Genomic DNA, 23,310 nt, shown 5'->3' with positions numbered 1-23,310 from the left:
AAGTTGATATAAAAGAAGAATATAATTATAATTTGGGTTGACATTATTAGTATGATCAGCTCACAGAAAGATAGTTTTTACAAGTCTCACAAAGAAGGTAAGAATTTTATACCTATCACTCAAACATGGCCGGCAGATTTAGAGACTCCATTGTCGACGTGGTTAAAATTATCTGAAAAAGATTCGCATGGTGTTTTTCTTGAATCTGTTGAAGGTGGGGAAAGTTTGGGTAGATGGAGTATTGTTGCTACTAAGCCTCTTTGGGAAGCCGTTTGTTATGGAAAAGAAATAGTTAAAACCTGGAATAATGGAAAAACTGAAATATATAAAGGAGATCCCTTTAATATTTTAAGAACTTGGACAAAGGAATATAAGTCATCTATGCTTGATGACTTTCCATCAATTGGACAGTTATATGGTTCCTGGGGTTATGAATTAATTAATCGAATAGAACCAAGTGTCCCAATAAATGAAATAGAAGAAAATAATATACCTTATGGCTCCTGGATGTTTTTTGATCAGTTAGTTGTTTTTGATCAAACAAAAAGATGTATTACCGCAGTAGTTTATGCAAACACAACTGCTTCAAAAGATCTTTCTATTGAAGCAGTTTATCTAAACTCAATCTCTAAAATTAAGAAAACTAGAGATTTAATGAAAGTTCCTCTGAAAGAAAAAGAGTTTTTAGAGTGGAATGAAAATGAGAATTTGAATTTAGATATTAAAAGTAATTGGAAGAAAAAAGATTTTGAGGATGCAGTTCTCTTGGCAAAAGAATATATAAGAAAAGGAGATATCTTTCAAATCGTTATAAGTCAGAGATTTCATACTAAAGTCAATAATGATCCCTTTAATTTATACAGAAGCTTAAGGATGGTTAATCCATCTCCATATATGTCATTTTTTGATTTTGGCTCATGGTATCTGATAGGTTCTAGTCCTGAAGTTATGGTTAAAGCTGAAAAGAATAAACAAAGTCAGATTGTTGCAAGCTTAAGACCAATAGCTGGTACAAGACCTAGAGGCAATGATCCTCAACAAGATCTGGAATTAGAAAAGGATTTATTAAAAGATCCAAAAGAAATAGCAGAGCATGTAATGCTTATAGATCTTGGGAGAAATGATCTTGGAAGAGTTTGTGAAATTGGTACTGTGGAGGTCAGAGATTTAATGGTTATTGAAAAATATTCACATGTTATGCATATAGTCAGTGAAGTTGAGGGAATCTTAAAAAACAATACTGATGTATGGGATTTGTTAAAGGCATGTTTCCCAGCTGGAACAGTTACTGGGGCACCAAAAATAAGAGCTATGCAATTGATTAAACACTTTGAAAAAGATGCTAGAGGACCTTATGCTGGTGTTTATGGATCGATTGATATTAATGGTGCTTTAAATACAGCAATTACAATAAGAACTATGATAGTTAAACCCTCAAAAGATGGAAAATATGAGGTATCAGTACAAGCAGGTGCTGGAATAGTTGCTGATTCTTCTCCTGAGAATGAATATCAAGAAACAATTAATAAAGCTAAGGGGATACTAAAAGCATTAGCTTGTTTGGATAAATAAATGAGTAACGTGAATCTTTATAAAGGTTTTGAAGTGGAACTTTTTACAGGTTCTTTTGATTCTCATATTGGTGTTTCAGCTGATATTGAAAAAAATTTTTCTAATTTTGTGAAAGAGCCAGATAATAGAAATGTTGAATACATAACAACTCCTGAAAAAGACTATAAGTTTTTATACGAGAAATTAATAACTCCAAGAAAAAAATTAAGACATTGGTTAAATAATAAAGGTTTAACAATCATTCCTTCATCTACGCTTTGTTTTAAACACGATATTCAATTTCAAAGATCTGATATTGATAATGTTTATCATCAATTTATACAAGATAATTATGGAATCTCTATTGCAACTTCAAGTGTCCACATAAATATAGGAATAGATGACTTAGATAAGCTTTTTGCTGCTATAAGACTTATAAGATCTGAGGCTGCTTTATATCTAGCAATAAGTGCTAGTTCGCCTTTTTTAAACAATAAAATTACTGAAAATCACTCCCAGAGATGGATTCAGTTTCCTAAAACACCAAGTAAGGTACCTTTTTTTCAAAATCATGATTCCTATATCGATTGGATCGAAGAAAATATAGCTAATAAAAACATGCAAAATATCAGGCATTTTTGGTCTTCAATTCGACCAAATGGTCCCCAAAGGCCTTTAATTCTTGATCGTTTGGAATTAAGAATTTGTGATTTTGTTCACGATATTAATTTGCTATTAGGGATAACGGCTATGCTAGAACTCAGGATTTTAAATCTTTTTGAAAATATAAATACTTTAGACCCTTTGAATGCAAGTATTTTTTCTAATGATGAATTATCAGCAATATGTGACCAAAATGAAATTAATGCTGCTAAAGATAGTCTGAATTCAGAGTTAATTCACTGGCAAGATGGCAAAAAAGTTGTTTGTAGAGAATGGATTCAAAACTTATTATCAGATTTATCAACCAGCGCAGAAAAATTTAATATGAAACATCTTTTGAAACCTATTTATAAAGTTCTTGAAGAAGGGAATCAATCTATGAAATGGATAAATCAATATGAAAAAGGTTTTTCTATTGAGCAAATAATGAAAATTTCTATCGATGATATGATCAAGAATGAAGACAAGAGTATTTGATTATTTAAACAAACATTTGATCTGAATATTTTTACTTGTGACATAATAATTATATGGAATCTTTTCAACAGATTAAAAATAATAATGTGGATCTGATCAGTAACAATGATCCACTTGATAAAAATCGTCTTTTAATAGAGGATTTATGGGAATCTGTGCTTAGGGAAGAATGCCCAGATGATCAGGCAGACAGATTGATACAGCTTAAAGAATTAAGTTATTCAAAACAAATTGATGGTGATAGTTCAAAAACTTTTAAAAATGAAATAGTTGATATTGTGAATTCTATGGATTTAGCAGAATCCATTGCAGCAGCAAGGGCTTTTTCATTATATTTTCAACTAGTGAATATTTTGGAACAAAGAGTTGAGGAAGATAGATATATTCAAAGCTTTACAAATAAGAATGTTCAAAAATCGCCCGATAATCTTGATCCTTTTGCCCCAGCATTGGCTAGGCAAAATGCTCCAGTAACTTTTAGAGAATTATTTTATAGGCTTAGAACATTAAATGTACCTCCAGGAAAATTAGAGGAGTTATTGCAGGAAATGGATATTCGTTTAGTTTTTACTGCACATCCGACTGAGATAGTAAGACATACGATTAGACATAAGCAAACTAGAGTTGCAAATTTATTGAAAACAATACAGGTTGAGCAATTTTTAACTAGCGAAGCAAAAAATTCTCTCAAAATCCAATTAAAAGAAGAAGTAAGACTTTGGTGGAGAACTGATGAATTGCATCAATTTAAACCTTCAGTTTTAGATGAAGTAGATTATGCCTTGCATTATTTTCAGCAAGTTTTATTTAATGCAATGCCTCAATTGAGAGGCAGAATCGCTGAAGCGCTCACCGAGAACTATCCAGATGTTCAGATGCCCCCAGAATCTTTTTGTAACTTCGGTTCTTGGGTCGGCTCCGATAGGGATGGTAATCCATCGGTCACTCCTGAGATAACATGGAGAACTGCTTGCTACCAAAGACAGTTGATGTTGGAAAGATATATTATTTCAGTATCTAATCTTAGAGATCAATTAAGTGTCTCAATGCAATGGAGTCAAGTGAGTTCTTCTCTATTAGAGTCATTAGAAACAGATAGGGTTAAGTTTCCAGAAATCTATGAAGCTAGGGCTACAAGATACAGATCAGAACCTTACCGACTGAAATTGAGTTATATTTTAGAAAAATTAAGGTTAACACAAGAAAGAAATAATTTATTATCTGATAGTGGGTGGAAATTTGACTTAGAGGGAGAGATGGATACTAAAAATATAGATAAAGTTGAAAACTTATATTACAAATCAGTAAACGAATTTACATATGATCTTGAACTAATTAAAAATAGCCTGATTAGTACGGATTTAACTTGTGAAGCTGTAAATACTTTACTTACTCAGGTTCATATTTTTGGATTTTCTTTAGCAAGTTTAGATATTCGTCAAGAAAGTACAAGGCATAGTGACGCAATACAAGAGCTCACAAATTATCTTGACTTACCTGTACTATATGACCAAATGTCTGAGGAAGAGAAAATTAAATGGCTTGTGGACGAATTAAATACAAAAAGGCCTTTAATTCCTTATGAAGTTAACTGGACAAAAAATACAGAAGAAACATTCTCAGTTTTTAAAATGGTTAAGAGACTGCAGCAAGAATTTGGAAGTAGAATTTGTCATTCTTATGTAATTTCAATGAGTCATAGTGCATCTGATTTGCTTGAAGTGCTCTTATTGGCAAAAGAAATGGGACTTCTTGATCAAAATTCACAAAAGTCAAAATTATTAGTCGTTCCTCTTTTCGAAACTGTTGAAGACCTTAAAAGAGCACCTGAAGTAATGGAAAAGTTGTTTAAATTAGATTTTTACAGATTATTATTGCCAAAAGTTGGAGAATCATTTAAACCTCTTCAAGAATTAATGCTTGGATATTCTGATAGTAATAAAGATTCCGGGTTTGTTTCTAGTAATTGGGAAATTCATAGAGCCCAGATAGCTCTTCAAAATCTTGCAAGTAGAAATAATATATTGCTAAGACTATTTCATGGACGAGGCGGTTCTGTAGGTAGAGGGGGAGGACCAGCCTATCAGGCAATATTGGCGCAACCAAGCGGGACTTTAAAAGGGAGAATAAAAATAACAGAACAAGGTGAAGTTTTAGCTTCAAAATATAGTCTTCCTGAACTAGCTTTGTATAACCTTGAAACTGTCACTACAGCAGTTATTCAAAATAGTTTGGTCAATAATAGACTTGATGCTACTCCAGAATGGAATCAATTAATGTCTAGGCTGGCAGAAACATCAAGGGCTCACTATAGAAAATTAGTGCATGAGAATCCTGATTTGTTGAATTTCTTTCAAGAGGTCACGCCAATAGAAGAGATAAGTAAATTACAAATATCTAGCAGGCCTGCGAGAAGAAAGAAAGGTGCGAAAGATTTGTCAAGTTTAAGAGCTATTCCATGGGTATTTGGATGGACACAAAGTAGATTTCTTTTGCCAAGTTGGTTTGGAGTAGGTACTGCATTATCATCTGAATTAAATTCAGACCCACAACAAATTGAATTATTACGAGTTCTCCATCAAAGATGGCCATTTTTTAGAATGCTTATATCCAAGGTAGAAATGACATTATCTAAAGTGGATTTGGAAGTTGCTAAATATTATGTTGACACTCTTGGTAGTGAAGAAAAGAAAGATTCTTTTGATGTTATTTTTGAAGTAATTTCTAAAGAATATAATCTTACAAAATCTTTAATACTTGAAATAACTGGTAAAAATCAGCTCCTTGAATCTGATAGAGACTTGAAATCATCAGTAAGCTTGAGAAATAAGACAATCATCCCATTGGGATTTTTGCAGGTTTCACTTTTAAGAAGACTGAGAGACCAAACAAGACAACCCCCAATTAGCGAATTTCTTATTGATAAAGATGAATCTAGAAGAGCTTATAGTAGAAGTGAGCTATTGAGGGGGGCACTTTTAACTATTAATGGAATAGCAGCTGGCATGAGAAATACAGGTTGATAATTGCAATATTTTTCTACAAAAAAACTTGTTATTCCAGAGGGTTATTTTGTAAACTCTTCTCAGATTCCATTAGCTAAAGAAGTTAACAGACTTTTAGCTAATTGTGGTTGTGAGACATTTCCAATAAAACCCCTGTCTGAGGCTATTCAGAAAAGTAATTTCTTTTTTACCATACAAAATGAATCAAATAATAAATTATATGGCTTTGTAAGGGTTACATCCGATAAGGGATTGAATGCTAATTTATGGAATTTAAGTGCAGCACCAGGTAATAATCAGAAACTTTATTATTCAATATTGCTTCAATTAACTCTTGAGAAAATAAATAGAGAAATGCCTGGATGCAGTATTTCTGTACAGGCTCCATTGTCTTCATTTAAAAGTTTAGAAGAAAGTGGATTTATACTAGATCCAAATGGAATAAGAGTAATGGGATATAAACTTTAAAAATGATGATACGAGCATGGAGGGATTCGAACCCCCGACTCTCAGAACCGGAATCTGATGCTCTATCCAACTGAGCTACATGCCCTTTAATTTTTCAATTTCTTTAAAGAAAATCTAAATATTTTAAACTTAGCTAATTTAATTAATGAATGCATAAAAAACATTTTTTTAAATAAATTAAAAATTAAAAATTTTCGGAACCATAAAAGTTTTGAACTTGATCTAAAAGAGCAAAGAACAATTGTTCTTGGTTGTAATGGTATTGGCAAGTCAAATTTACTTGAATCGGTTGAATTTTTAAGTCAATTAAAATCTAATAGAGCATTAAGTGATAAAGATTTAATAGAAAATGATAGTGATATGTCAGTAGTCATGGGACAAATAGATTTTAAAGATGATTTGGAGTTAAATCTATTTCGAAAAGGCCCTAAAAGAATTTATGTCAATGAATCAATCTTGAAAAAGCAGAGTGAAATAAAGAATTATATTCGGAGCGTATGTTTCTGTTCAAATGATATAGATATTGTTAGAAGTGACCCGAGTTTTCGAAGAACATGGATTGATAAAGTTGTATCTCAGCTTGAACCAGTATATTCAGAATTGATAGTTAGATTTAACAGGCTTTTAAAACAAAGAAGTCATTTTTGGCGTTCAGAAAGCTTCCTGAAAAACCAATCCTCAGACATTGTTGAAAGCTTTGATATTCAGATGTCAATAATAGGTACAAGAATTTTTAGGCGAAGAAGAAGGGCTTTATTAAAAATAAAACCATATGTTGAATACTGGCATAATCACTTAAGTAAATCTAAAGAGCAAATAGGTATAAATTATCTTTCAGGGATAAAAAATATAAGTCAAGAAGAAGAAGAAGAAAAAGTTATTAGTAAGAAAATAGCAGAACAACTATTAGAGCAGCGTTCAATCGAAGTATTGACTGGTAAATGTAATTTTGGACCTCATCGTGATGATATTGAGTTTCTAATTAATGATATTTCAGTTAGAAAATATGGTTCATCCGGTCAACAAAGAACTTTTATTTTGGCTTTAAAGATGGCTGAACTAGATTTATTAACTAAAACATTAAATGTCCCTCCAATACTTATATTGGATGATGTCTTGGCGGAACTAGATATAACTAGGCAAAATTTGTTACTAAATTCTGTTGGCAAAGATAGTCAATGTTTTATAAGTGCAACACATCTTGATAACTTTAATAAGTCTTTTTTAGGCTCTTCACAAATGATTTACTTATAATTCTAAAAGTTACGATTTTTAGCTAATCTTGTATTCATATAAATTTATTTAATGGAAGTCCCAAAAAAGAATCTAATTTTAAATTCGTTTGGTAATGAACAAAAATTAAGTCATCAAAGTAAACACCTGTTGTTGGAACTTTATAGATGTGATTACGAAAAATTAAATGATGAATCCTTTTTGCGTTGTACATTAAACAGAGCTGCCAAATTGGCAAAGGCAACAGTTCTGAATTTGATAAGTAATAAATTCGAACCTCAAGGGGTTACAGCAATTGCATTACTTTCTGAATCCCATATTTCAATCCATACTTGGCCCGAATCTAATTATTCTGCAGCCGATATCTTTACATGTGGTCAAAATATGTTGCCAGAACTTGCTAGTCAATATTTAATTGAAGCTTTGAAGGCTGAAGAACATTTCTTGCGTGTTATTGATCGAAATCCACCTGCAGCATTTCATAAACAGATGAGAACGGTTGTCTAACTTGTAATATTTATCTATTTAATTTTCCGCTTATTAGTCCTTCAAGATCTAAGCTTGTGCAATTAAATCCTAAATTCGAAAAAAATTGAACTAAATCACTAAAATTATATTTTTTAAAAAAATGCTTTAATTCATCTTGTGGAATTTCTATTCTTGCGGTTGACCCTTGGCATCTAACTCTAACCTCAGATAAACCACCTTCTTTAAGGTATTCTTCTGCTCTCTCAACCATTTTAAGCCTCTCACTGGTTATTTCATGGCCATAAGGAAATCTTGATGACAAGCAAGGCTGAGCTGGTTTATCCCACCAAGGAAAACCTAATGCTCTTGATATATCCCTAATATCTTGTTTTGAGAATTTGAATTTTGCAAGGGGAGAAACAACTCCTGCTTGTTTTGCGGCTTTTATACCTGGCCTGTAATCTTTAAGATCATCCAGATTGACTCCATCTAAAACAATCTTGTAATTAAGTTTTTTAGATAAATAGGTTGTATGTTTATGAAGCTCTTTTTTACATGCAAAGCACCTATCTTTGGGATTTTCACTATAACTTGATTGGTCTAATTCTGATGTTTGAATTTCTAAATGCTTAATTCCAATCCATTTTGCTTGACTTCTTGCTTCTTCACGAAGTGTATTGGCTAATGCAGGAGAAATACCAGTAATTGCGATAGCTTTGCTACCTAATTGCTCAAATGCTAATGATGCGATTAATGTACTGTCTACTCCTCCTGAATAAGCAATACAAACACTATCAAGATTCTTAATGTATCTTCTAATTGTATAAAGCTTTTCACTTTGTTCATCAGAGAGAATTTCTAGTTGATTGAACATGCTAATTACTTTAAAATTCAAATTACCTATTATATAGGTTGAATTTATTATTATATTTATAATAATATTCTTCACTGTATCTTAGATTAAATTCATTCACCTTGTTCAATTGACGAATATAAGTAGAAATAGAGGCATTGGAATTGTCACAGCAAGTGACAGTCAAGAGAGATCAAAAGGTCAATTACATATTTATGATGGGGAAGGTAAGGGTAAAAGTCAGGCTGCTTTGGGTGTTGTACTCAGGACAATAGGATTAGGAATATGCGAAAAAAGACAGTCAAGAGTTCTACTTCTCAGATTTTTAAAAGGTCCTGAGAGGTCATATGATGAGGATTCGGCCATAGAGGCCTTACAAAGAGGTTTTCCACATTTAATTGACCATGTAAGGACAGGAAGATCCGAATTCTTTACTGCTGAACAGGTGACAAAGTTTGATATAGGTGAGGCTGAAAGAGGTTGGAATATTGCTAAAGGAGCAATTGCTAGTTCTCTTTATTCTGTAGTTGTTCTTGATGAGTTGAATCCAGTGCTTGATTTGGGCATGCTTGATATCAAGGAAGTAGTTGATTCGCTTCAAAATCGTCCTGATGGAATGGAAATAATTATTACCGGAAGGGCAGCCCCTACTTCTTTGGTAAGAATATCGCAACTCCATTCAGAAATGAGACCACGTTCTACAGGAGACTTATCAAAAACATATGGACAAAGAAGATGCAATGGTGGAATTGAAATTTATACAGGTGAAGGAAAAGGTAAATCCACAAGTGCACTTGGCAAGGCTCTTCAAGCTATTGGTAAAGGAATATCTCAAGATAAAAGTCACAGAGTTCTAATATTGCAGTGGTTAAAAGGTGGAAATGGTTATACCGAAGATGCTGCTATAGATGCTTTGAGAGAAAGTTACCCACATTTGGTAGATCATTTGCGCTCAGGCAGAGATGCGATCGTGTGGAGAGGTCAACAACAGCCAATTGATTATGTTGAGGCTGAAAGAGCATGGGAAATTGCTAAAGCTGCTATTTTGAGTGGTTTATATAAAACAATTATTTTGGATGAATTGAATCCAACTGTTGATTTAGAGCTTTTACCTATGGAATCAATACATCAAACTCTCCTAAAGAAACCAGCAGAAACTGAAGTGGTTATTACTGGTAGATGCAAAAATGAACCTTCATACTTTGAACTCGCCGATGTTTACTCTGAAATGGTCTGTCATAAACATTACGCAAATGTTGGAGTTGATCTGAAAAGAGGTGTAGATTACTAAATATTCTTCAAATTATTAATTTCATAATATTCCTCTTCCCTTTTCAATTCCACCCTTAATTGATCTCGATTGAATTTTGAATTTAGATAAGATTTTTGAAGCTTTAGCAGATCGTTTACCCGATTGACATATGGTAAAAACATCTTTAATTAAACTTTCTTTTTGAATAAATTCTATGTAAGATTCTTCATTCAAATGATTGAGAGGGATAGATATAGAACCCTCTATAGCAAAAGTAGAAAATTCTTCATTTTCTCTAACATCAATTAATAGTATTTTATTGGGTTTTGCTTTGTATAATCTATTAAAATCATGAGCATTAATTATATCTATTGAATTACTTTGCTCAGAACATTGTTCTTCACTATAAAAGTCCTCAAACTGAGAAAGATTTTTTATTGGCTTATTTATCTGATCACTTTTTAAATGGAATTTTTTCATATTTATATTTAACAGATCAAAAATTAAAAGTTTTCCATCTAAAATATCACCTTTTTTTAGAATGATTTTGATAATTTCATTCACTTGAAGAATTCCTATTAACCCTGTTGATACACCAACAACTCCATATTCTTCACAAGTAGGGACAGCATTTTTCGCAGGTGATTCTGGAAGCAAGTCTCTTAAATTAGGACTATTTTTATGTAAATTAAAAACACTAACTTGGCCTTCAAAGCCTTGTACACTTCCAAATACTAGTGGTTTATTTAGTATTAGGCACGCATCATTTATCAAGTATCTAGTACCGAAATTATCTGAGCAATCACAAATAACATCAAATTCTCGTATTATTTTCAGGGCATTCTTAGGGTTAATTCTCTCTGCGAAGGTTAATAATTCACAATTAGGATTGAATTTTGTAATTCTTTCCCGGGCAGAATCAATTTTAAGATTCCCAATAGTATTTGTTCCATGAATTATCTGTCTTTGGAGATTAGATTTCTCAACAGAATCATTATCTGCTATTCCAATTTTCCCAATTCCTGTTGCTGCCAAGTAAATCAAAACAGATGATCCAAGACCACCTGCTCCAATACATAATACTGAACTATTTTTTAGAGCTATTTGACCCTCATAACCTATCTCTTTGAGGGTTAAATGCTTTTGATATCTTTCTTGTTCATCTGCGTTTAAGAAATTAAATTTGATATCTTTGGACATATAGATTTTTTGATTGTGCAAAATAAACTATGAAAATATAATAATTTAAATAAAAATTTTAGCCTTTTAGATTTTTTCTATTTCTGAGATTTATTAATGTTTTATTAATGTTTTTGTTAGAAGTAGATAATAATGTGAAGTTTTTATAAAGCAAATTTAAGTTTAAATATCTCCATAATCTAAATATATCAATTGATCTAAAAAATACAAAATGTTTCGGTTCGGAATTTTGCATAACAAAAAGGTAGTCAACGGGCGTTTTTTCCGATACTGTCTGGTTCATATATATAATTTGCAGCCTGAATGTTCATGAGTGACAACACTTCTGAGTCAAATCAAGACTCTGGCTCCGATACAAGCGCCGACACCAAAAGTTTTTCAGAGAAGTACTCTGATGTAATGGGCAAAGTCAACGAAACACTTGGAAATGTTGATTGGACCCAAATGGGGAAATACGGTAAAGCCGCAGGCATTATTGCCGTTGTGATTATTGCTCAAATAATAATTAAAGTTGTTATTGACACGATAAACTTTTTCCCAATTCTTCCAGGCTTACTTGAACTACTTGGAGTAATTGTTGTAGGTCAATGGAGTTGGCAGAATCTTCGTACCAGTGAAAATCGTGAAGCTGTTTTAGATAAGGTACAAAATCTTAAAAAGACATATCTAGGATAGTTGAAGATTACATATTGATTATTGCTTTTACGTAATTTTTGACTTGATTAAAATATGATCCTCCGAACATATTGGCATGATTCAATATGTGGTAAAAATTATAAATAATAATTCTCTTTTCAAAATCTTTTTGTATTGGAAAAATTTTATGGTACTCGTCATAAAATTCTTTTCTAAACCCTCCAAATAATTTTGTCATAGCTATATCGACTTCATTATCTGCCCACCAAGATGCCGGGTCAAATATTACGCCCTTACCACTGTTGTCCATTCCTGCATTTCCTGACCACAAATCACCATGAACTAGAGCATTTATTGGTTTATGATTAAGTAATTCTGATTTAATTTTTTCTTTTACTTTATTTATAGTTTCTTTCTCTAAAATCTTTGAATTAAGGATTAATAATTGAGGTATTATCCGTAAATTTAAAAAACAATCTATCCAATTATCTTCCCAGCCTTTCTTCTGACCTGTTGTTCCGATAAAACCCTCAACCGGAAACCCAAACATTTTTGGATTAGATTCAGCTGATTTTAAGTGCATTTCTCCTAAACCTTTTCCAAGCTTTTTTTGGTCAAAGTTTTGTATGTCAATCCATTCGATTAAAAGAATCTCTATGTTTTTTATATTTTTATATGCAATCACTTCAGGAATAACTAAGTTTTCTTGATTAATATACTTTCTCAAATTTTGAAGACAATATTTTTCAAATTCAAGAAATTTTTTGTTTCTAACATTTCTTTTAAGGAATAATTTTTTGTTTGAGAATTCGATTTGCCAGGCACTATGAATATCACCCCCATGTACTTGTTCAATACTTTTTGGATAGGTTTCACCTAATTCATCACAAATTTCGCTAACTTCAAGAGAGGATAATTTTTGCATTTTCATGAGAAAGTCCGAAATTGTTGTTGTTGGCGCTGGTATAGCAGGACTCACTTCTGCAGCAATTTTATCAAAACAAGGATTATCAGTGACTTTAATCGAATCTCATACTCAATCAGGAGGTTGTGCCGGTACGTTTAAAAGAAAGAATTATATTTTTGATGTTGGTGCAACTCAGGTTGCGGGTTTAGAGAAAGGAGGAATACATTCTAGGATTTTTGATTTTTTAGATATTCCATCCCCTGAAGCCACAATTTTAGATCCTGCTTGCATTGTTGATTTAAATGATGGTAGTAAAGCTATATCTATTTGGTATGAAAAAAGTAAATGGATTGCTGAACAAGAAATGCAGTTTCCTGGGAGTAGTAGATTTTGGAAACTTTGTACCCTCCTTCATCAAAGTAATTGGATATTTGCTAATAATAATCCTGTATTACCAATAAGGAATTTTTGGGATTTTTCTCAACTTCTTAAAGCACTAGTACCTTCAAACCTTGTTACAGGTCTCTTACTTAAATCTACTATCTTTGATTTATTGCGCATATGTGGATTGTCAAAGAATCAGCGCTTGATTAAATTCTTAAATCTTCAACTAAAACTTTATTCTCAAGAGGACGTTTATAATACTGCAGCATTATATGGATCTACTGTTCTTCAGATGTGTCAACAGCCACATGGTCTTTGGCATCTAAAAAAATCTATGCAGTCTTTGAGTGAAGCATTAGAAAGTTCATTGAGTAAAACTGGAGTAAAACTGATTTTTGGACAAAAAGTAAATTCTATAAATTTTGATGACCTGAATATGTGTTGGAAAGTATCTGCTAATTCGAAAAAAAATTCTTTTATTTACCAAGCAAAAGATTTGATTTATACCGCGCCTCCTCAATCTTTGCTCAAGCATTTGAAAGATCCTTTAAAAAGAAAACTAAGTTATAAAAATCGACTTAATAATTTACCTGATCCAAGTGGAGCTTTAGTTTTTTATTCAGCATTAAAAAAAGAACATATTAAAAAAACTTCCTCCAATCATTATCAATTTGTTTCGAATGAAGTTGGTTCGTTATTTGTATCAATTAGTGATGATGGTGATGGAAGAGCACCAAAAGGTGAGGTTACTTTAATAGCGAGTATTTTTACTAAGACAAAAGATTGGTTTGATCTAGATAAAAAAATTTACTTAAAACAGAAAAAGGATTTCATGAAAAAGATATCACTGGAATTGGAAAGTCAATTTGATATTGATCCTGAAAATTGGCTACATCGGGAATTGGCAACTCCATTGGGGTTTGAAAAATGGACAAATAGACCTAATGGAATGGTAGGCGGGCTTGGTCAAAATCCAAATATTTTTGGACTATTTGGATTATCAAGTAGGACTCCTTTTGAAGGTTTATGGCTTTGTGGAGACTCAATTTATCCAGGAGAGGGCACTGCAGGTGTTAGTCAGTCTGCATTAATGGTTGTAAGGCAAATTTTAGCTTCCAAAGGCATAGAAAATTTTAATTTATAAAATTTTCTCTGATTTCTTTTGCTTCAGCAAGTTTGGTAGAAAGTAACTCCCAATTTTTTCCTTTTATAAGAGATTCCAATGTATTAAGTTTATTTTTAAAGTTATTAATGGCATTTAAAACATTAATCTGATTATTCATAGCTAAATCTAGGCCTAGTTTTTCATTACCGCCGCCAACTCTCGAAGTATCAGCAAATCCTGTAGCTGCAAGCCTTTGTGTGAGATCTAATAAAGATTGATTATTTTTTGTATGTACAGTGTCAATTAGGGCAGAAGCTAAAAATATAGGCAAATGAGAAATTAGAGATACTGCTTCATCATGCTCTTTTGGTGAAGCTTGGCAAATTTCACAATTCATTGACTTTATTAACTTGGAAATAGTTCTTACTGCATTAAAATCACTATTTTGTGTAGGTGTAATAATCCATTTTGCATTTTTAAAAAGACCTTCAAAACCTGAATTAACTCCTTTTTTTTCTGTTCCTGCCATTGGATGTGATCCAATAAAGAGAGGATGTAAATTTTCCCATGTATTTACAATTGGCTCCTTAACAGAGCCTACATCAGTCACTATTGTATCTTGAGGTATTGATGCTACTAATCGTTGAGATGGATTGATCAAATCTTCGATAGGTAATGCCAAAATTATGAGCTCACATTTTTTTAATAAGCTAAGATCACAGCTAACAAAATTTGCAAGCTTTTTTTCCTTAGCTTTTTTTTCATTAAATTCATTATTTGCTATTCCATAAATTGTATGGTTTAAACTTTGGAGTTTTAATCCTAAAGAACCGCCAATTAAACCTAATCCTACTATTCCAATTTTCATAGATTGATTAATTCAAGACCCTCTTATATTGATACCAATTTTTTGTATATTAGGTTCATAAATTTTGTATGTATTGGAAATTAAATTAATTATAAATGCTTGAAATTTTAAGTCATCAATATTTGAAAAATTTTTTGAGAGATCAAAGTATTAATTGGGAACAAATATATTCTTTTGGGAGGATAATTTCCAAGTGTATTGAAAATGATTCTACATATCTAATTAATTCAGAAATTTTCTCTAGCCATGATTGGTTACCTCCAATTTTGATTTCTCTATTTTTAAAGGAAGAGGATTCAACTTTTATTTTGTCTAAAGAAAAAATTCAATTTTTAAGCAAATTTCAGATTGATTCATTGAAAAACCTAGGTTTTAATTTTATTTTAAAAAATAATCAACTTATTTTTGCAAATCATCATGTTCGCTTAATCACAATCCAAGATTTACTTAATGATCCCAATTCTCTTAATCTTAGAAACCATCGAATAGTTTATTCTGGAATTGAGGATATAAAACAGGATTTAAAAAATCATTTTAGAATTTCTTTACTTAGAAAGGATTGGACAAAAAATTCTAAAGAATTTGAATTAATCAATCGAAAATTTATAAAATTATATGATTCGTTGAAGAAAAAGTTCTTCATGAGAAAGATTTTAGGAAATAGTTATATTAATTTAGATGAAAAAGAGATTAGTTTTTTTTCAAACTTTTTTCATCAAAATTCCTTTTTTTCTGATAAATTTTCAAGCGTTAACAAAGCATTATCTCAAGGTTGGGCATGCTGGGTACAATTAAATGAAACAAATTTAGATTGGAATTTGTATTTGCAGCCAATAGATGAACTTTCTCAAATTAAAGCATTTTTTTCAAATAATAAATTTGTTTTTTTATCAGCATTGAGAAAAGATAATTTTTTCCAAATTTATCTTAAAAAGCACAGTTTAGATCTTGACTTGGTCATTAATTTTAAAAGTAATTTTGAAGAGAAAAAGATTTCATTATATATACCCTCTAAACAGTTGCTTCCTAATAATCCTCTTTTTACAAATTCAATCTTAGATAAATGCAAAAAGTTAATACTTTTTAGAAAGGGTTTAACTTTAGTATTGTCTGACGATATTTTTTTAAAAACGAACCTTGCTACAGAATTAGCCTCGACGTACGGGAAAAGGGTATTGCTAGAGACAATTCCCTCTCGTAATAATGAAATCCTTTGCTCTAGTTATGATTGGTGGATTATGAATTCTGATTTAATACAAATTCCAGAACTAATTATCATTCCTTTACTTCCGATTCCGAATATGTCAGAACCTATTAATGCAATTACAGTCTCTCATAACAAAAAGCTTTCTCAGGATTGGTTTAGAGACTTCTTTCTTCCTCAAGCCAGAATAAAACTTGAAAGAGCTATTGCTCCTTTAAGAAGAAATTCAGGTAAGTTAATAATTTTAGATGGGAGAGCAAATAAAAGAAACTGGGGAAGATTACTTTTGCAAAACATTCAACCCTCAAAACAAATTAACTATGTGCTACCTTTTGATTAGGTTATGATTCTGAAAACTAACTAAAGAAATATGGGAGAAGCAAAAAGACGTAAAACACTCGGATTACCTACAAAAAAAAATAATACTAAAACTAAATTTGATGAGTCTCCAAGATTATTTGAATGGCTTCCCTTTACAATCAATCAAAAAGATAACCTAATTAAATTAAGTATTAAGGCCAGTTGGTTTGGAATCGGAGGGTTAGTAATCTTATGGATTGTTGTGAGATTTATAGGCCCTGCTGCTGGGTGGTGGACTTTGGCTGATTCTTTATAAATCTAAGCTACCGTTTTTATATCATTAACAGCGATTGTATTATTAGGATTGGTATTTAATGCTTTCATTGAATTAGCACTGACTTCAGTACCTTCTGTTAATTTCTCTTTAACTATAGATTCTACTTTATTCCTAATTTCTAAGTTTTGATCAAGCCAAATAATTGTATTATCTCTTCCTTGTCCGATATTTTCTCCTTCATAACTATACCAAGCACCTCTCCTGATTATAATATTAGTCTCTTCTGCTAAATCTAATAAACATCCTGTTGTACTAATACCTTTTCCGAAGAGAATATCAAACTCTGCAATTCTAAATGGTGGTGCAACTTTGTTTTTTGCTACTTTCACTTTTGCTCTTATGCCATATTCTTCAGTACCTCTTTTAAGAGTTTGAATTCTTCTTATATCAAGTCTCACTGAGGCATAAAATTTTAATGCATTACCTCCTGTGGTTGTTTCAGGATTGCCGTATGTAACGCCAATTTTGAGGCGCAATTGATTCAAGAAAATTACCGTACATCCAGATTTCCCAATATTTCCTGTTATTTTTCTCATTGCTTGACTCATTAGCCTTGCTTGGCTTCCAATCACGTGATCTCCCATCTCTCCTTCTATCTCGGCTCTTGGAGTTAGTGCTGCTACCGAGTCAACAACAACAAGATCTACTGCACTCGATCTTATAAGTTGGTCAACTATTTCTAGAGCCATTTCACCAGTATCTGGTTGTGAAACTAACAAATTTTCAACATCAACTCCTAAAGAGGCTGCATAAACTGGATCGAGTGCATGCTCAGCATCTACAAATGCAGCTACTCCTCCATTTCTTTGGACTTCCGCAATCGCGTGAAGCGTTAATGTAGTTTTTCCTGAACTTTCTGGTCCGTAAACTTCTACGACTCTTCCTTTTGGATAGCCTCCTCCTAATGCTAAATCTAATGTGAGCGCTCCAGTAGATATTGTTTCTACTTTCATTCTTGAGGCGTCACCAAGTCTCATTATTGATCCCCGTCCAAAATTTCTTTCTATTTGACCTAAGACGAGACTTAATGCCTTGTCTTTTTCTTTTGATTCAGTTTTTTTCTTTTCTTCAAGACTCATTGTTTGATTTATCGGTTAAAGTTCTTGTAATTATTCTAGATTTGGAAATTTCTATTTAAACCAAACTTCATAAATACAAACTATAGTACATGCGTACTCTAACCGATTATCTTTAAATTGCAACTAATTTCTCTATGTTACCTAATTTGAGCAATTTGATTTCATTACTTAAATTATATCTATCTGATTCTTTTAAATATCCCCAATCAGCTAGGAAGCATGGAATATGAGAGGTTGCTGAATTTTGTTTAATATCAATTAGAGTTTTTTTTCTATCTTCTATAAAACCTAAAATTTCATAAGTTTGTGTAAGCTTTTCAGATATTTTAGTTTTTGTTCCGGATTCATAACCAAAAATAAATTCTGGAAAAATATTTAATTGTATAAGAATTTTTTCTGCAAATATCTTCCCTTTTGTTGTTATTATTCCGGTTTTTATTTCCTTCTTCCTTAATTCTTTCATAAAATTTATAATTTCAAAAAATGGATTGTGTAAATTCACCCAGGATTTAAAATCTTTATCAATTTGGTACTTGCGAGACTTATCTAATATTTTTTGTAAATCTTCGGCATTCCAGGAATTATCTTTTAATATCCTCTGGCAATTTTGATGATAATTATTTATGAAATCATCTTTATTAATATTTTTAATTGGATTTTCTGTTTTTATGATTTCGTGAACAATTAGAACCATTTCCCAACCATATTTAACCCAAGGCCTAATTTCTTTGAAGGTATTTGGTACTTTTTTATAAAGTTTTTGATCAAAAGAAATGTACGGTGAATTTAAATATTTTTCGCAGGCCAGCAAAGAACTATGCCAATATTCATGCATTCCATCGACTATAACTCCATCAAAATCAAATAGAAATATTTTTTGAGAAGACACCAATTGAATATTAGAACTGGGCCGCTAGGATTCGAACCTAGGAATGTCGAGACCAAAACCCGATGCCTTACCACTTGGCGACGGCCCATTGAACTTCTAGTTTAATACATCAAAAGATTTTTTTCTATCAAAAAAATACAAAGTTTTTATAAACACAGCGCAAGTTTTTAAAAATAAAAATTTTACTTGAATTAGCTAGATTTCCATGGCTCTAGAAATTTCCGAGCTTTTTTGATTGCAAAAGCCATTGTTTCAGGATACTCATAGAGTCTTTTGTTATTTTGGTGAGCAAATTCAATAAGGGGCTGCATAATTTTTCTTGCAGCACTTCCAAATGCTATTCCGTCTGGAAAATTGTTTGACTTTAAAAATTCATGAGTTTTTTCATTTGTACCTCCTGCTAATTGAATTAATCCTGGTGGAAGATCTGAACCGATTTTTTCAAACAACTTAACTGCATCTCTACTTGTTGCTGGAGCAAGATCACCAGACATTGGCCTTCCATCTAGCTGCCAAATAAGGGGAATATTAAGTTCACTCAGAATTTCATATCTTTCCCAAAGAGCTTTCAAAAGATCTTCAGGCTCTTGTGCTTTTTTGACAGATTGATTTAATCCACAACTGATAGAAATCTTGTCTAATTTCGTTTCAGAACTTTTAAGGATACTTACAACTTTTGTAAAAGAATCTAGGCGATTGATTTCTGTATGAATTTCTACTGCATTAGGCTTTATTTTTTGAAGTGTTGATGCTAAATCATCTTTTGACAAATTATATTCATATTCACTAATTAGATTTAGGGGACAGCTATTTAAACATCTTCCACATCCATAACATTTACTCTCTTTGATCCCAGAATTATCAATTGCAAAGGTGGGGCATACTTTTTCGCACGGTCTTGGACAATGAGGCGGACATTTTAATGGATCAAATTTTGCTTTACGAAAGTGGATATCATTACCATCACTAATGCTTATCATTAAACCAGGAGAGTTTTTAAAGACTTTTTTTGCCCACTCGATTCCTTTTTTTGCTGCATGAACTATTGATTCTTCTGCGGCAACATCTATGTAGTCGACACCAGCAGCAGTATAAATTGCACATAAATCTTCGATAGCAATAATATCTTCATTACTGGCACCACAAATTAACTTAATCCATTTATCTTTTTTATTCTTGGTTTTAATCAAACAATCTAACTTTCAAATTCATCCAAAATATAATCACTTAATGGCTTCCATTCAAGTTTTCTTGAACCACCCATTTCAACAACAATTGTTAGTTTGTTATCTTTAGTGCAAATTTCTATTAAGCTCTCCAATTCAGATTGAGACAATACTTGACCTTCTAACAACCAAAGTAATTTATTTTTCTCATTTTCATTAAATAACTCAGAAGCTTGTGGGATTACTTGTTGAACTTCCCCTAGCGCTCCATTTCTGCCCACGCTTAGATGTCCAAGGTGAGGTGGTCTAACGCCATGCAATTTGAGCAAGAAGACTTCTGGATCTCCAAGCCCTCTTGCTGAGGTTATAAAAGTTTTAAAGCCCTTGGCCCTCATTCTCCTTAAAAGACGAGTTTCATAACCACCTTCAAGAGGAGCAAAGATTGCAAGACATTTGTTAGTTTTTAAATCGTTATGAAACTTTTTCCCGGTGAGAAGTAATGGCATAAAAATTTCCTTTAATTCTATTTTATTTTATTTTATGGTACTTGATGATGTACAATTGTTATTCAGTGAATTTTTAAGCTCGCAAGCTAGCCGAGCCTCTACAAAATTTCACATTTTTTAGCGATTCGTTAAAAAATTCAGGTAGGTTTATCCTATGAGAAACTATCTAAGTTTTTAGATAAGTCTCAACCTTCTTAATTGTTTTTTTATTAACTTCTCCTTAATAACTGAAAGGTTTAGATAATTAAAAAATCATTACGAGCTAGCCTAATTTAGTCTTATGTCTATAGGAATTTTAGGAAAGAAATTGGGTATGTCCCAACTTTTCGACGACAAAGGTAATGCTGTACCAGTTACTCTGATTGAAGCTGGCCCTTGCCGTGTCACACAATTGAAAACTACCGCTTTGGATGGTTATACTGCTGTTCAGATAGGTTATGGTTTGTCCAAAGACAAGCATATAAGTAAACCTGAAAAGGGACATTTGTTGAAATCAGGGGAAGAACTTTTAAAGCATTTGAAAGAATATAGAGTTGAAGAAACTTCATCTTATGAAATCGGAAATCAAATAACTGTAAAAAACTTTGAGGTAGGTCAAAAAGTTGATATCAGTGGTAAATCTATGGGTAGAGGTTTTGCTGGTTACCAGAAAAGACATGGTTTTAGTAGAGGTCCTATGAGTCATGGTTCAAAAAATCATAGAGCTCCAGGTTCTACAGGAGCAGGAACAACTCCAGGCAGAATTTATCCTGGTAAAAGAATGGCAGGAAGATATGGAGGAAAACAGATAACTACGAAAGGTTTGTTAGTTCTAAAAATTGATGATCAAAAAAATTTGATTGTAGTAAAGGGTTCTGTCCCAGGTAAGCCTGGCTCAATTGTCAATATTAAGCCAAACAATGTTGTAGGCAAAAAAGGAGGTGAAAAATCATGACAACACTCGAAACTCTTAAGTGGGATGGTAAAAAATCAGGCAAAGTTACTCTTGATTTGGCAATTGCTAAAGAAACTTCTTCTGCAGACTTAATCCATAGAGCAGTTCTTAGGCAGCTAGCAAATAAAAGACAAGGCACAGCATCAACTTTGACAAGATCTGAAGTACGCGGCGGCGGTAGAAAGCCATACAAACAGAAAGGTACAGGAAGAGCTCGTCAAGGATCAATCAGGACACCCTTAAGACCTGGGGGAGGAATTATTTTTGGACCGAAGCCACGTTCTTACAATCTTGATATGAATCGTAAGGAACGTAGATTAGCTCTTAGAACAGCACTTATGTCTAGAATATCTGATGTGAAGGCTGTTGAAGATTTTGGATCTACTCTAAAGCAGCCTAAAACAAGTGATATCATCAATGGCCTTGCCCGATTAGGCATACAAAAAACTGAAAAAGTTTTGGTTATTCTTGATAGTCCGTCTGATTTAATAAAAAAATCCATAAATAATATTGAAAAAGTAAAATTAATCTCCGCCGATCAATTAAATGTATTTGATATTCTGAATGCTAATAAGTTGGTAATAGGGGAATCAGCAATAAATAAAATTCAGGAGGTTTATGCATCATGAGCAATTTATTTGATTCTCGTTTAGCTGATGTAATTCGAAAGCCAATTATTACTGAGAAAGCTACAAACGCATTAGATATTAATCAATATACTTTTGAAGTAGATCATAGAGCGGCAAAGCCAGAAATAAAGGCAGCTATTGAAGCCTTGTTCAGTGTTAAAGTCATAGGAGTTAACACGATGAATCCTCCTAGGAGAACAAGAAGAGTCGGGAAATTTTCCGGTAAACGTTCTCAGGTCAAGAAGGCAATTGTACGTCTTGCTGAAGGAGACAAAATCCAACTATTTCCAGAATCTTAAGGAGTTTTAATCATGGCAATTCGTAAATTTAAACCTTATACACCTGGCACTAGACAGAGAGTAGTTACTGATTTTAGTGAAATAACAAGTACAAAACCTGAGAGATCACTAATAGTCTCAAAACATAGAGTTAAAGGCAGGAATAATCGTGGAGTTATTACTTGTCGTCATCGTGGAGGTGGTCACAAAAGGCAATATAGATTAGTTGATTTCAGAAGAGATAAAAGAAACATTAATGCTAAAGTTGCCGCTATCCATTACGATCCTCACAGAAATGCAAGGCTTGCACTTTTATTTTATGAAGATGGAGAGAAAAGATATATTATCGCTCCAGCTGGAGTAAAAGTCGGCCAAAATGTTATTTCTGGAGAAAGTGTTCCAATTGAAGATGGAAATGCAATGCCACTCTCTGTCATGCCATTAGGATCAAGTGTTCATTGTGTTGAGTTATATGCAGGAAGAGGTGCTCAGATGGTTAGATCCGCAGGAGCTAGTGCCCAAGTTATGGCAAAAGAGGGAGATTATGTTGCTTTAAAACTACCATCTACTGAGGTAAGACTTGTTAGAAAAGAATGTTACGCAACTCTTGGAGAAGTTGGTAACTCAGAAATAAGAAATACTAGCTTAGGTAAAGCAGGAAGAAGAAGATGGCTTGGAAGAAGGCCTCAAGTAAGAGGAAGTGTAATGAACCCATGTGATCATCCACATGGAGGAGGAGAGGGAAAAGCACCAATTGGTAGAGCAGGTCCTGTTACTCCATGGGGTAAACCAGCTCTTGGGTTAAAGACACGTAAAAAGAACAAACCAAGTAATAAATTAGTAGTTCGAAGGCGTCGTCGCGTTTCTAAGAGGAGTAGAGGAGGAAGAGACTCTTGATTAATTCATTTATTAATTTCA

23 protein-coding genes and 2 tRNA genes are annotated in these 23,310 nt (G+C 32.5%); 15 read left to right on the top strand and 10 right to left on the bottom strand.

Annotation, left to right across the window (positions count from 1 at the left end; translation table 11 throughout):
* The first annotated feature begins 51 nt into the window (after positions 1–51).
* The 4 genes from HA146_RS08785 to HA146_RS08770 are packed head-to-tail and all read left to right on the top strand — an operon-like array spanning position 52 to position 6,164.
* Positions 52–1,572, top strand: a complete 1,521-nt coding sequence (locus tag HA146_RS08785) for an anthranilate synthase component I family protein (RefSeq protein WP_209109161.1) — start codon at positions 52–54, stop codon at positions 1,570–1,572.
* On the top strand, positions 1,573–2,691 hold the full coding sequence (gene gshA, locus HA146_RS08780; RefSeq protein WP_209109160.1) for a glutamate--cysteine ligase: 1,119 nt from the start codon (positions 1,573–1,575) through the stop codon (positions 2,689–2,691).
* Between the two features lie 53 nt (positions 2,692–2,744).
* Complete coding sequence (gene ppc, locus HA146_RS08775) at positions 2,745–5,714, top strand: phosphoenolpyruvate carboxylase (protein ID WP_209109159.1); 2,970 nt, start codon at positions 2,745–2,747, stop codon at positions 5,712–5,714.
* 3 nt (positions 5,715–5,717) lie between these two features.
* The gene (locus tag HA146_RS08770; protein ID WP_209109158.1) at positions 5,718–6,164 is read left to right on the top strand and encodes an N-acetyltransferase; all 447 of its coding nucleotides are present in this window, start codon (positions 5,718–5,720) and stop codon (positions 6,162–6,164) included.
* Positions 6,165–6,175: 11 nt separating this feature from the next.
* On the opposite strand, the gene HA146_RS08765 is transcribed toward HA146_RS08770, so the two are convergent.
* Positions 6,176–6,249 (bottom strand) — tRNA-Arg (locus HA146_RS08765).
* 35 nt (positions 6,250–6,284) lie between these two features.
* Between HA146_RS08765 and recF the strand changes: the two genes are divergently transcribed.
* Both recF and speD read left to right on the top strand, forming a co-directional pair.
* Complete coding sequence (gene recF / locus HA146_RS08760) at positions 6,285–7,418, top strand: DNA replication/repair protein RecF (protein WP_348535298.1); 1,134 nt, start codon at positions 6,285–6,287, stop codon at positions 7,416–7,418.
* Positions 7,419–7,469: 51 nt separating this feature from the next.
* On the top strand, positions 7,470–7,904 hold the full coding sequence (speD, locus tag HA146_RS08755) for an adenosylmethionine decarboxylase (protein ID WP_209109157.1): 435 nt from the start codon (positions 7,470–7,472) through the stop codon (positions 7,902–7,904).
* Positions 7,905–7,914: 10 nt separating this feature from the next.
* On the opposite strand, the gene larE is transcribed toward speD, so the two are convergent.
* On the bottom strand, positions 7,915–8,739 hold the full coding sequence (gene larE, locus HA146_RS08750) for an ATP-dependent sacrificial sulfur transferase LarE (RefSeq protein WP_209109156.1): 825 nt from the start codon (positions 8,737–8,739) through the stop codon (positions 7,915–7,917).
* Between the two features lie 109 nt (positions 8,740–8,848).
* On the opposite strand from larE, the gene HA146_RS08745 reads away from it, so the two are divergent.
* Entirely contained in the window at positions 8,849–10,009 is a 1,161-nt protein-coding gene (locus tag HA146_RS08745; RefSeq protein ID WP_209109155.1) for a cob(I)yrinic acid a,c-diamide adenosyltransferase, read from the top strand.
* A gap of 21 nt (positions 10,010–10,030) precedes the next feature.
* Here the strand turns inward: HA146_RS08745 and HA146_RS08740 are convergent, their stop codons facing one another.
* Entirely contained in the window at positions 10,031–11,170 is a 1,140-nt protein-coding gene (locus HA146_RS08740; protein WP_209109154.1) for a ThiF family adenylyltransferase, read from the bottom strand.
* A 309-nt stretch (positions 11,171–11,479) separates the two neighbouring features.
* On the opposite strand from HA146_RS08740, the gene HA146_RS08735 reads away from it, so the two are divergent.
* Positions 11,480–11,845: a CAAD domain-containing protein gene (locus HA146_RS08735; RefSeq protein WP_209109153.1), complete on the top strand. Its 366-nt coding sequence runs from the start codon at positions 11,480–11,482 to the stop codon at positions 11,843–11,845.
* A gap of 7 nt (positions 11,846–11,852) precedes the next feature.
* On the opposite strand, the gene HA146_RS08730 is transcribed toward HA146_RS08735, so the two are convergent.
* Positions 11,853–12,731 carry a fructosamine kinase family protein gene (locus HA146_RS08730; protein ID WP_209109152.1) on the bottom strand — a complete coding sequence of 293 codons (879 nt, stop codon included), beginning with the start codon at positions 12,729–12,731 and terminating at the stop codon, positions 11,853–11,855.
* 4 nt (positions 12,732–12,735) lie between these two features.
* Here HA146_RS08730 and crtD point away from each other — a divergent pair, with 4 nt between their 5' ends.
* On the top strand, positions 12,736–14,241 hold the full coding sequence (gene crtD, locus HA146_RS08725) for a C-3',4' desaturase CrtD (RefSeq protein WP_209109151.1): 1,506 nt from the start codon (positions 12,736–12,738) through the stop codon (positions 14,239–14,241).
* Here crtD and HA146_RS08720 read toward each other — a convergent pair.
* On the bottom strand, positions 14,231–15,070 hold the full coding sequence (locus HA146_RS08720; protein ID WP_209109150.1) for a prephenate/arogenate dehydrogenase: 840 nt from the start codon (positions 15,068–15,070) through the stop codon (positions 14,231–14,233). The genes crtD and HA146_RS08720 overlap by 11 nt on opposite strands.
* Before the next feature lie 95 nt (positions 15,071–15,165).
* Between HA146_RS08720 and HA146_RS08715 the strand changes: the two genes are divergently transcribed.
* Together HA146_RS08715 and HA146_RS08710 are read left to right on the top strand one after the other, a co-directional pair.
* Positions 15,166–16,614, top strand: a complete 1,449-nt coding sequence (locus tag HA146_RS08715; protein WP_209109149.1) for a DNA helicase — start codon at positions 15,166–15,168, stop codon at positions 16,612–16,614.
* Between the two features lie 30 nt (positions 16,615–16,644).
* On the top strand, positions 16,645–16,890 hold the full coding sequence (locus HA146_RS08710) for a DUF2839 domain-containing protein (protein ID WP_209109148.1): 246 nt from the start codon (positions 16,645–16,647) through the stop codon (positions 16,888–16,890).
* Between the two features lie 2 nt (positions 16,891–16,892).
* On the opposite strand, the gene recA is transcribed toward HA146_RS08710, so the two are convergent.
* From recA to ndhN, 5 genes are all read right to left on the bottom strand, one after another.
* Positions 16,893–17,990 carry a recombinase RecA gene (recA, locus tag HA146_RS08705; protein ID WP_209109147.1) on the bottom strand — a complete coding sequence of 366 codons (1,098 nt, stop codon included), beginning with the start codon at positions 17,988–17,990 and terminating at the stop codon, positions 16,893–16,895.
* A gap of 112 nt (positions 17,991–18,102) precedes the next feature.
* Positions 18,103–18,879 (bottom strand): HAD family hydrolase, encoded by a 777-nt coding sequence (locus tag HA146_RS08700; protein ID WP_209109146.1) that lies wholly within the window; start codon positions 18,877–18,879, stop codon positions 18,103–18,105.
* A gap of 16 nt (positions 18,880–18,895) precedes the next feature.
* A tRNA-Gln gene (locus HA146_RS08695) sits at positions 18,896–18,967 on the bottom strand.
* A gap of 103 nt (positions 18,968–19,070) precedes the next feature.
* The gene (locus HA146_RS08690) at positions 19,071–20,069 is read right to left on the bottom strand and encodes an LdpA C-terminal domain-containing domain (protein ID WP_209109145.1); all 999 of its coding nucleotides are present in this window, start codon (positions 20,067–20,069) and stop codon (positions 19,071–19,073) included.
* A 5-nt stretch (positions 20,070–20,074) separates the two neighbouring features.
* The gene (ndhN, locus tag HA146_RS08685) at positions 20,075–20,551 is read right to left on the bottom strand and encodes an NAD(P)H-quinone oxidoreductase subunit N (protein ID WP_209109144.1); all 477 of its coding nucleotides are present in this window, start codon (positions 20,549–20,551) and stop codon (positions 20,075–20,077) included.
* A gap of 280 nt (positions 20,552–20,831) precedes the next feature.
* Here ndhN and rplC point away from each other — a divergent pair, with 280 nt between their 5' ends.
* From rplC to rplB, 4 genes are read left to right on the top strand one after another with little or no spacing between them, the layout of a single operon-like run.
* Positions 20,832–21,485: a 50S ribosomal protein L3 gene (rplC, locus tag HA146_RS08680; protein WP_209109143.1), complete on the top strand. Its 654-nt coding sequence runs from the start codon at positions 20,832–20,834 to the stop codon at positions 21,483–21,485.
* Entirely contained in the window at positions 21,482–22,114 is a 633-nt protein-coding gene (gene rplD / locus HA146_RS08675) for a 50S ribosomal protein L4 (protein WP_209109142.1), read from the top strand. Before rplC ends, rplD begins: the two co-directional genes overlap by 4 nt.
* Complete coding sequence (locus HA146_RS08670) at positions 22,111–22,413, top strand: 50S ribosomal protein L23 (RefSeq protein ID WP_209109141.1); 303 nt, start codon at positions 22,111–22,113, stop codon at positions 22,411–22,413. The genes rplD and HA146_RS08670 overlap by 4 nt, the downstream gene beginning before the upstream one ends.
* A 12-nt stretch (positions 22,414–22,425) precedes the next feature.
* Positions 22,426–23,289, top strand: coding sequence for a 50S ribosomal protein L2 (rplB, locus tag HA146_RS08665; RefSeq protein WP_209109140.1), 864 nt, complete (start codon positions 22,426–22,428; stop codon positions 23,287–23,289).
* Positions 23,290–23,310 lie beyond the last annotated feature (21 nt).

Origin of the sequence: Prochlorococcus marinus CUG1416, from assembly GCF_017695965.1 — a bacterium.
Taxonomy (GTDB): domain Bacteria; phylum Cyanobacteriota; class Cyanobacteriia; order PCC-6307; family Cyanobiaceae; genus Prochlorococcus_A.
Note: the sequence above shows the minus strand (reverse complement) of the source record. Positions and strands in the feature narration are given on the sequence as shown.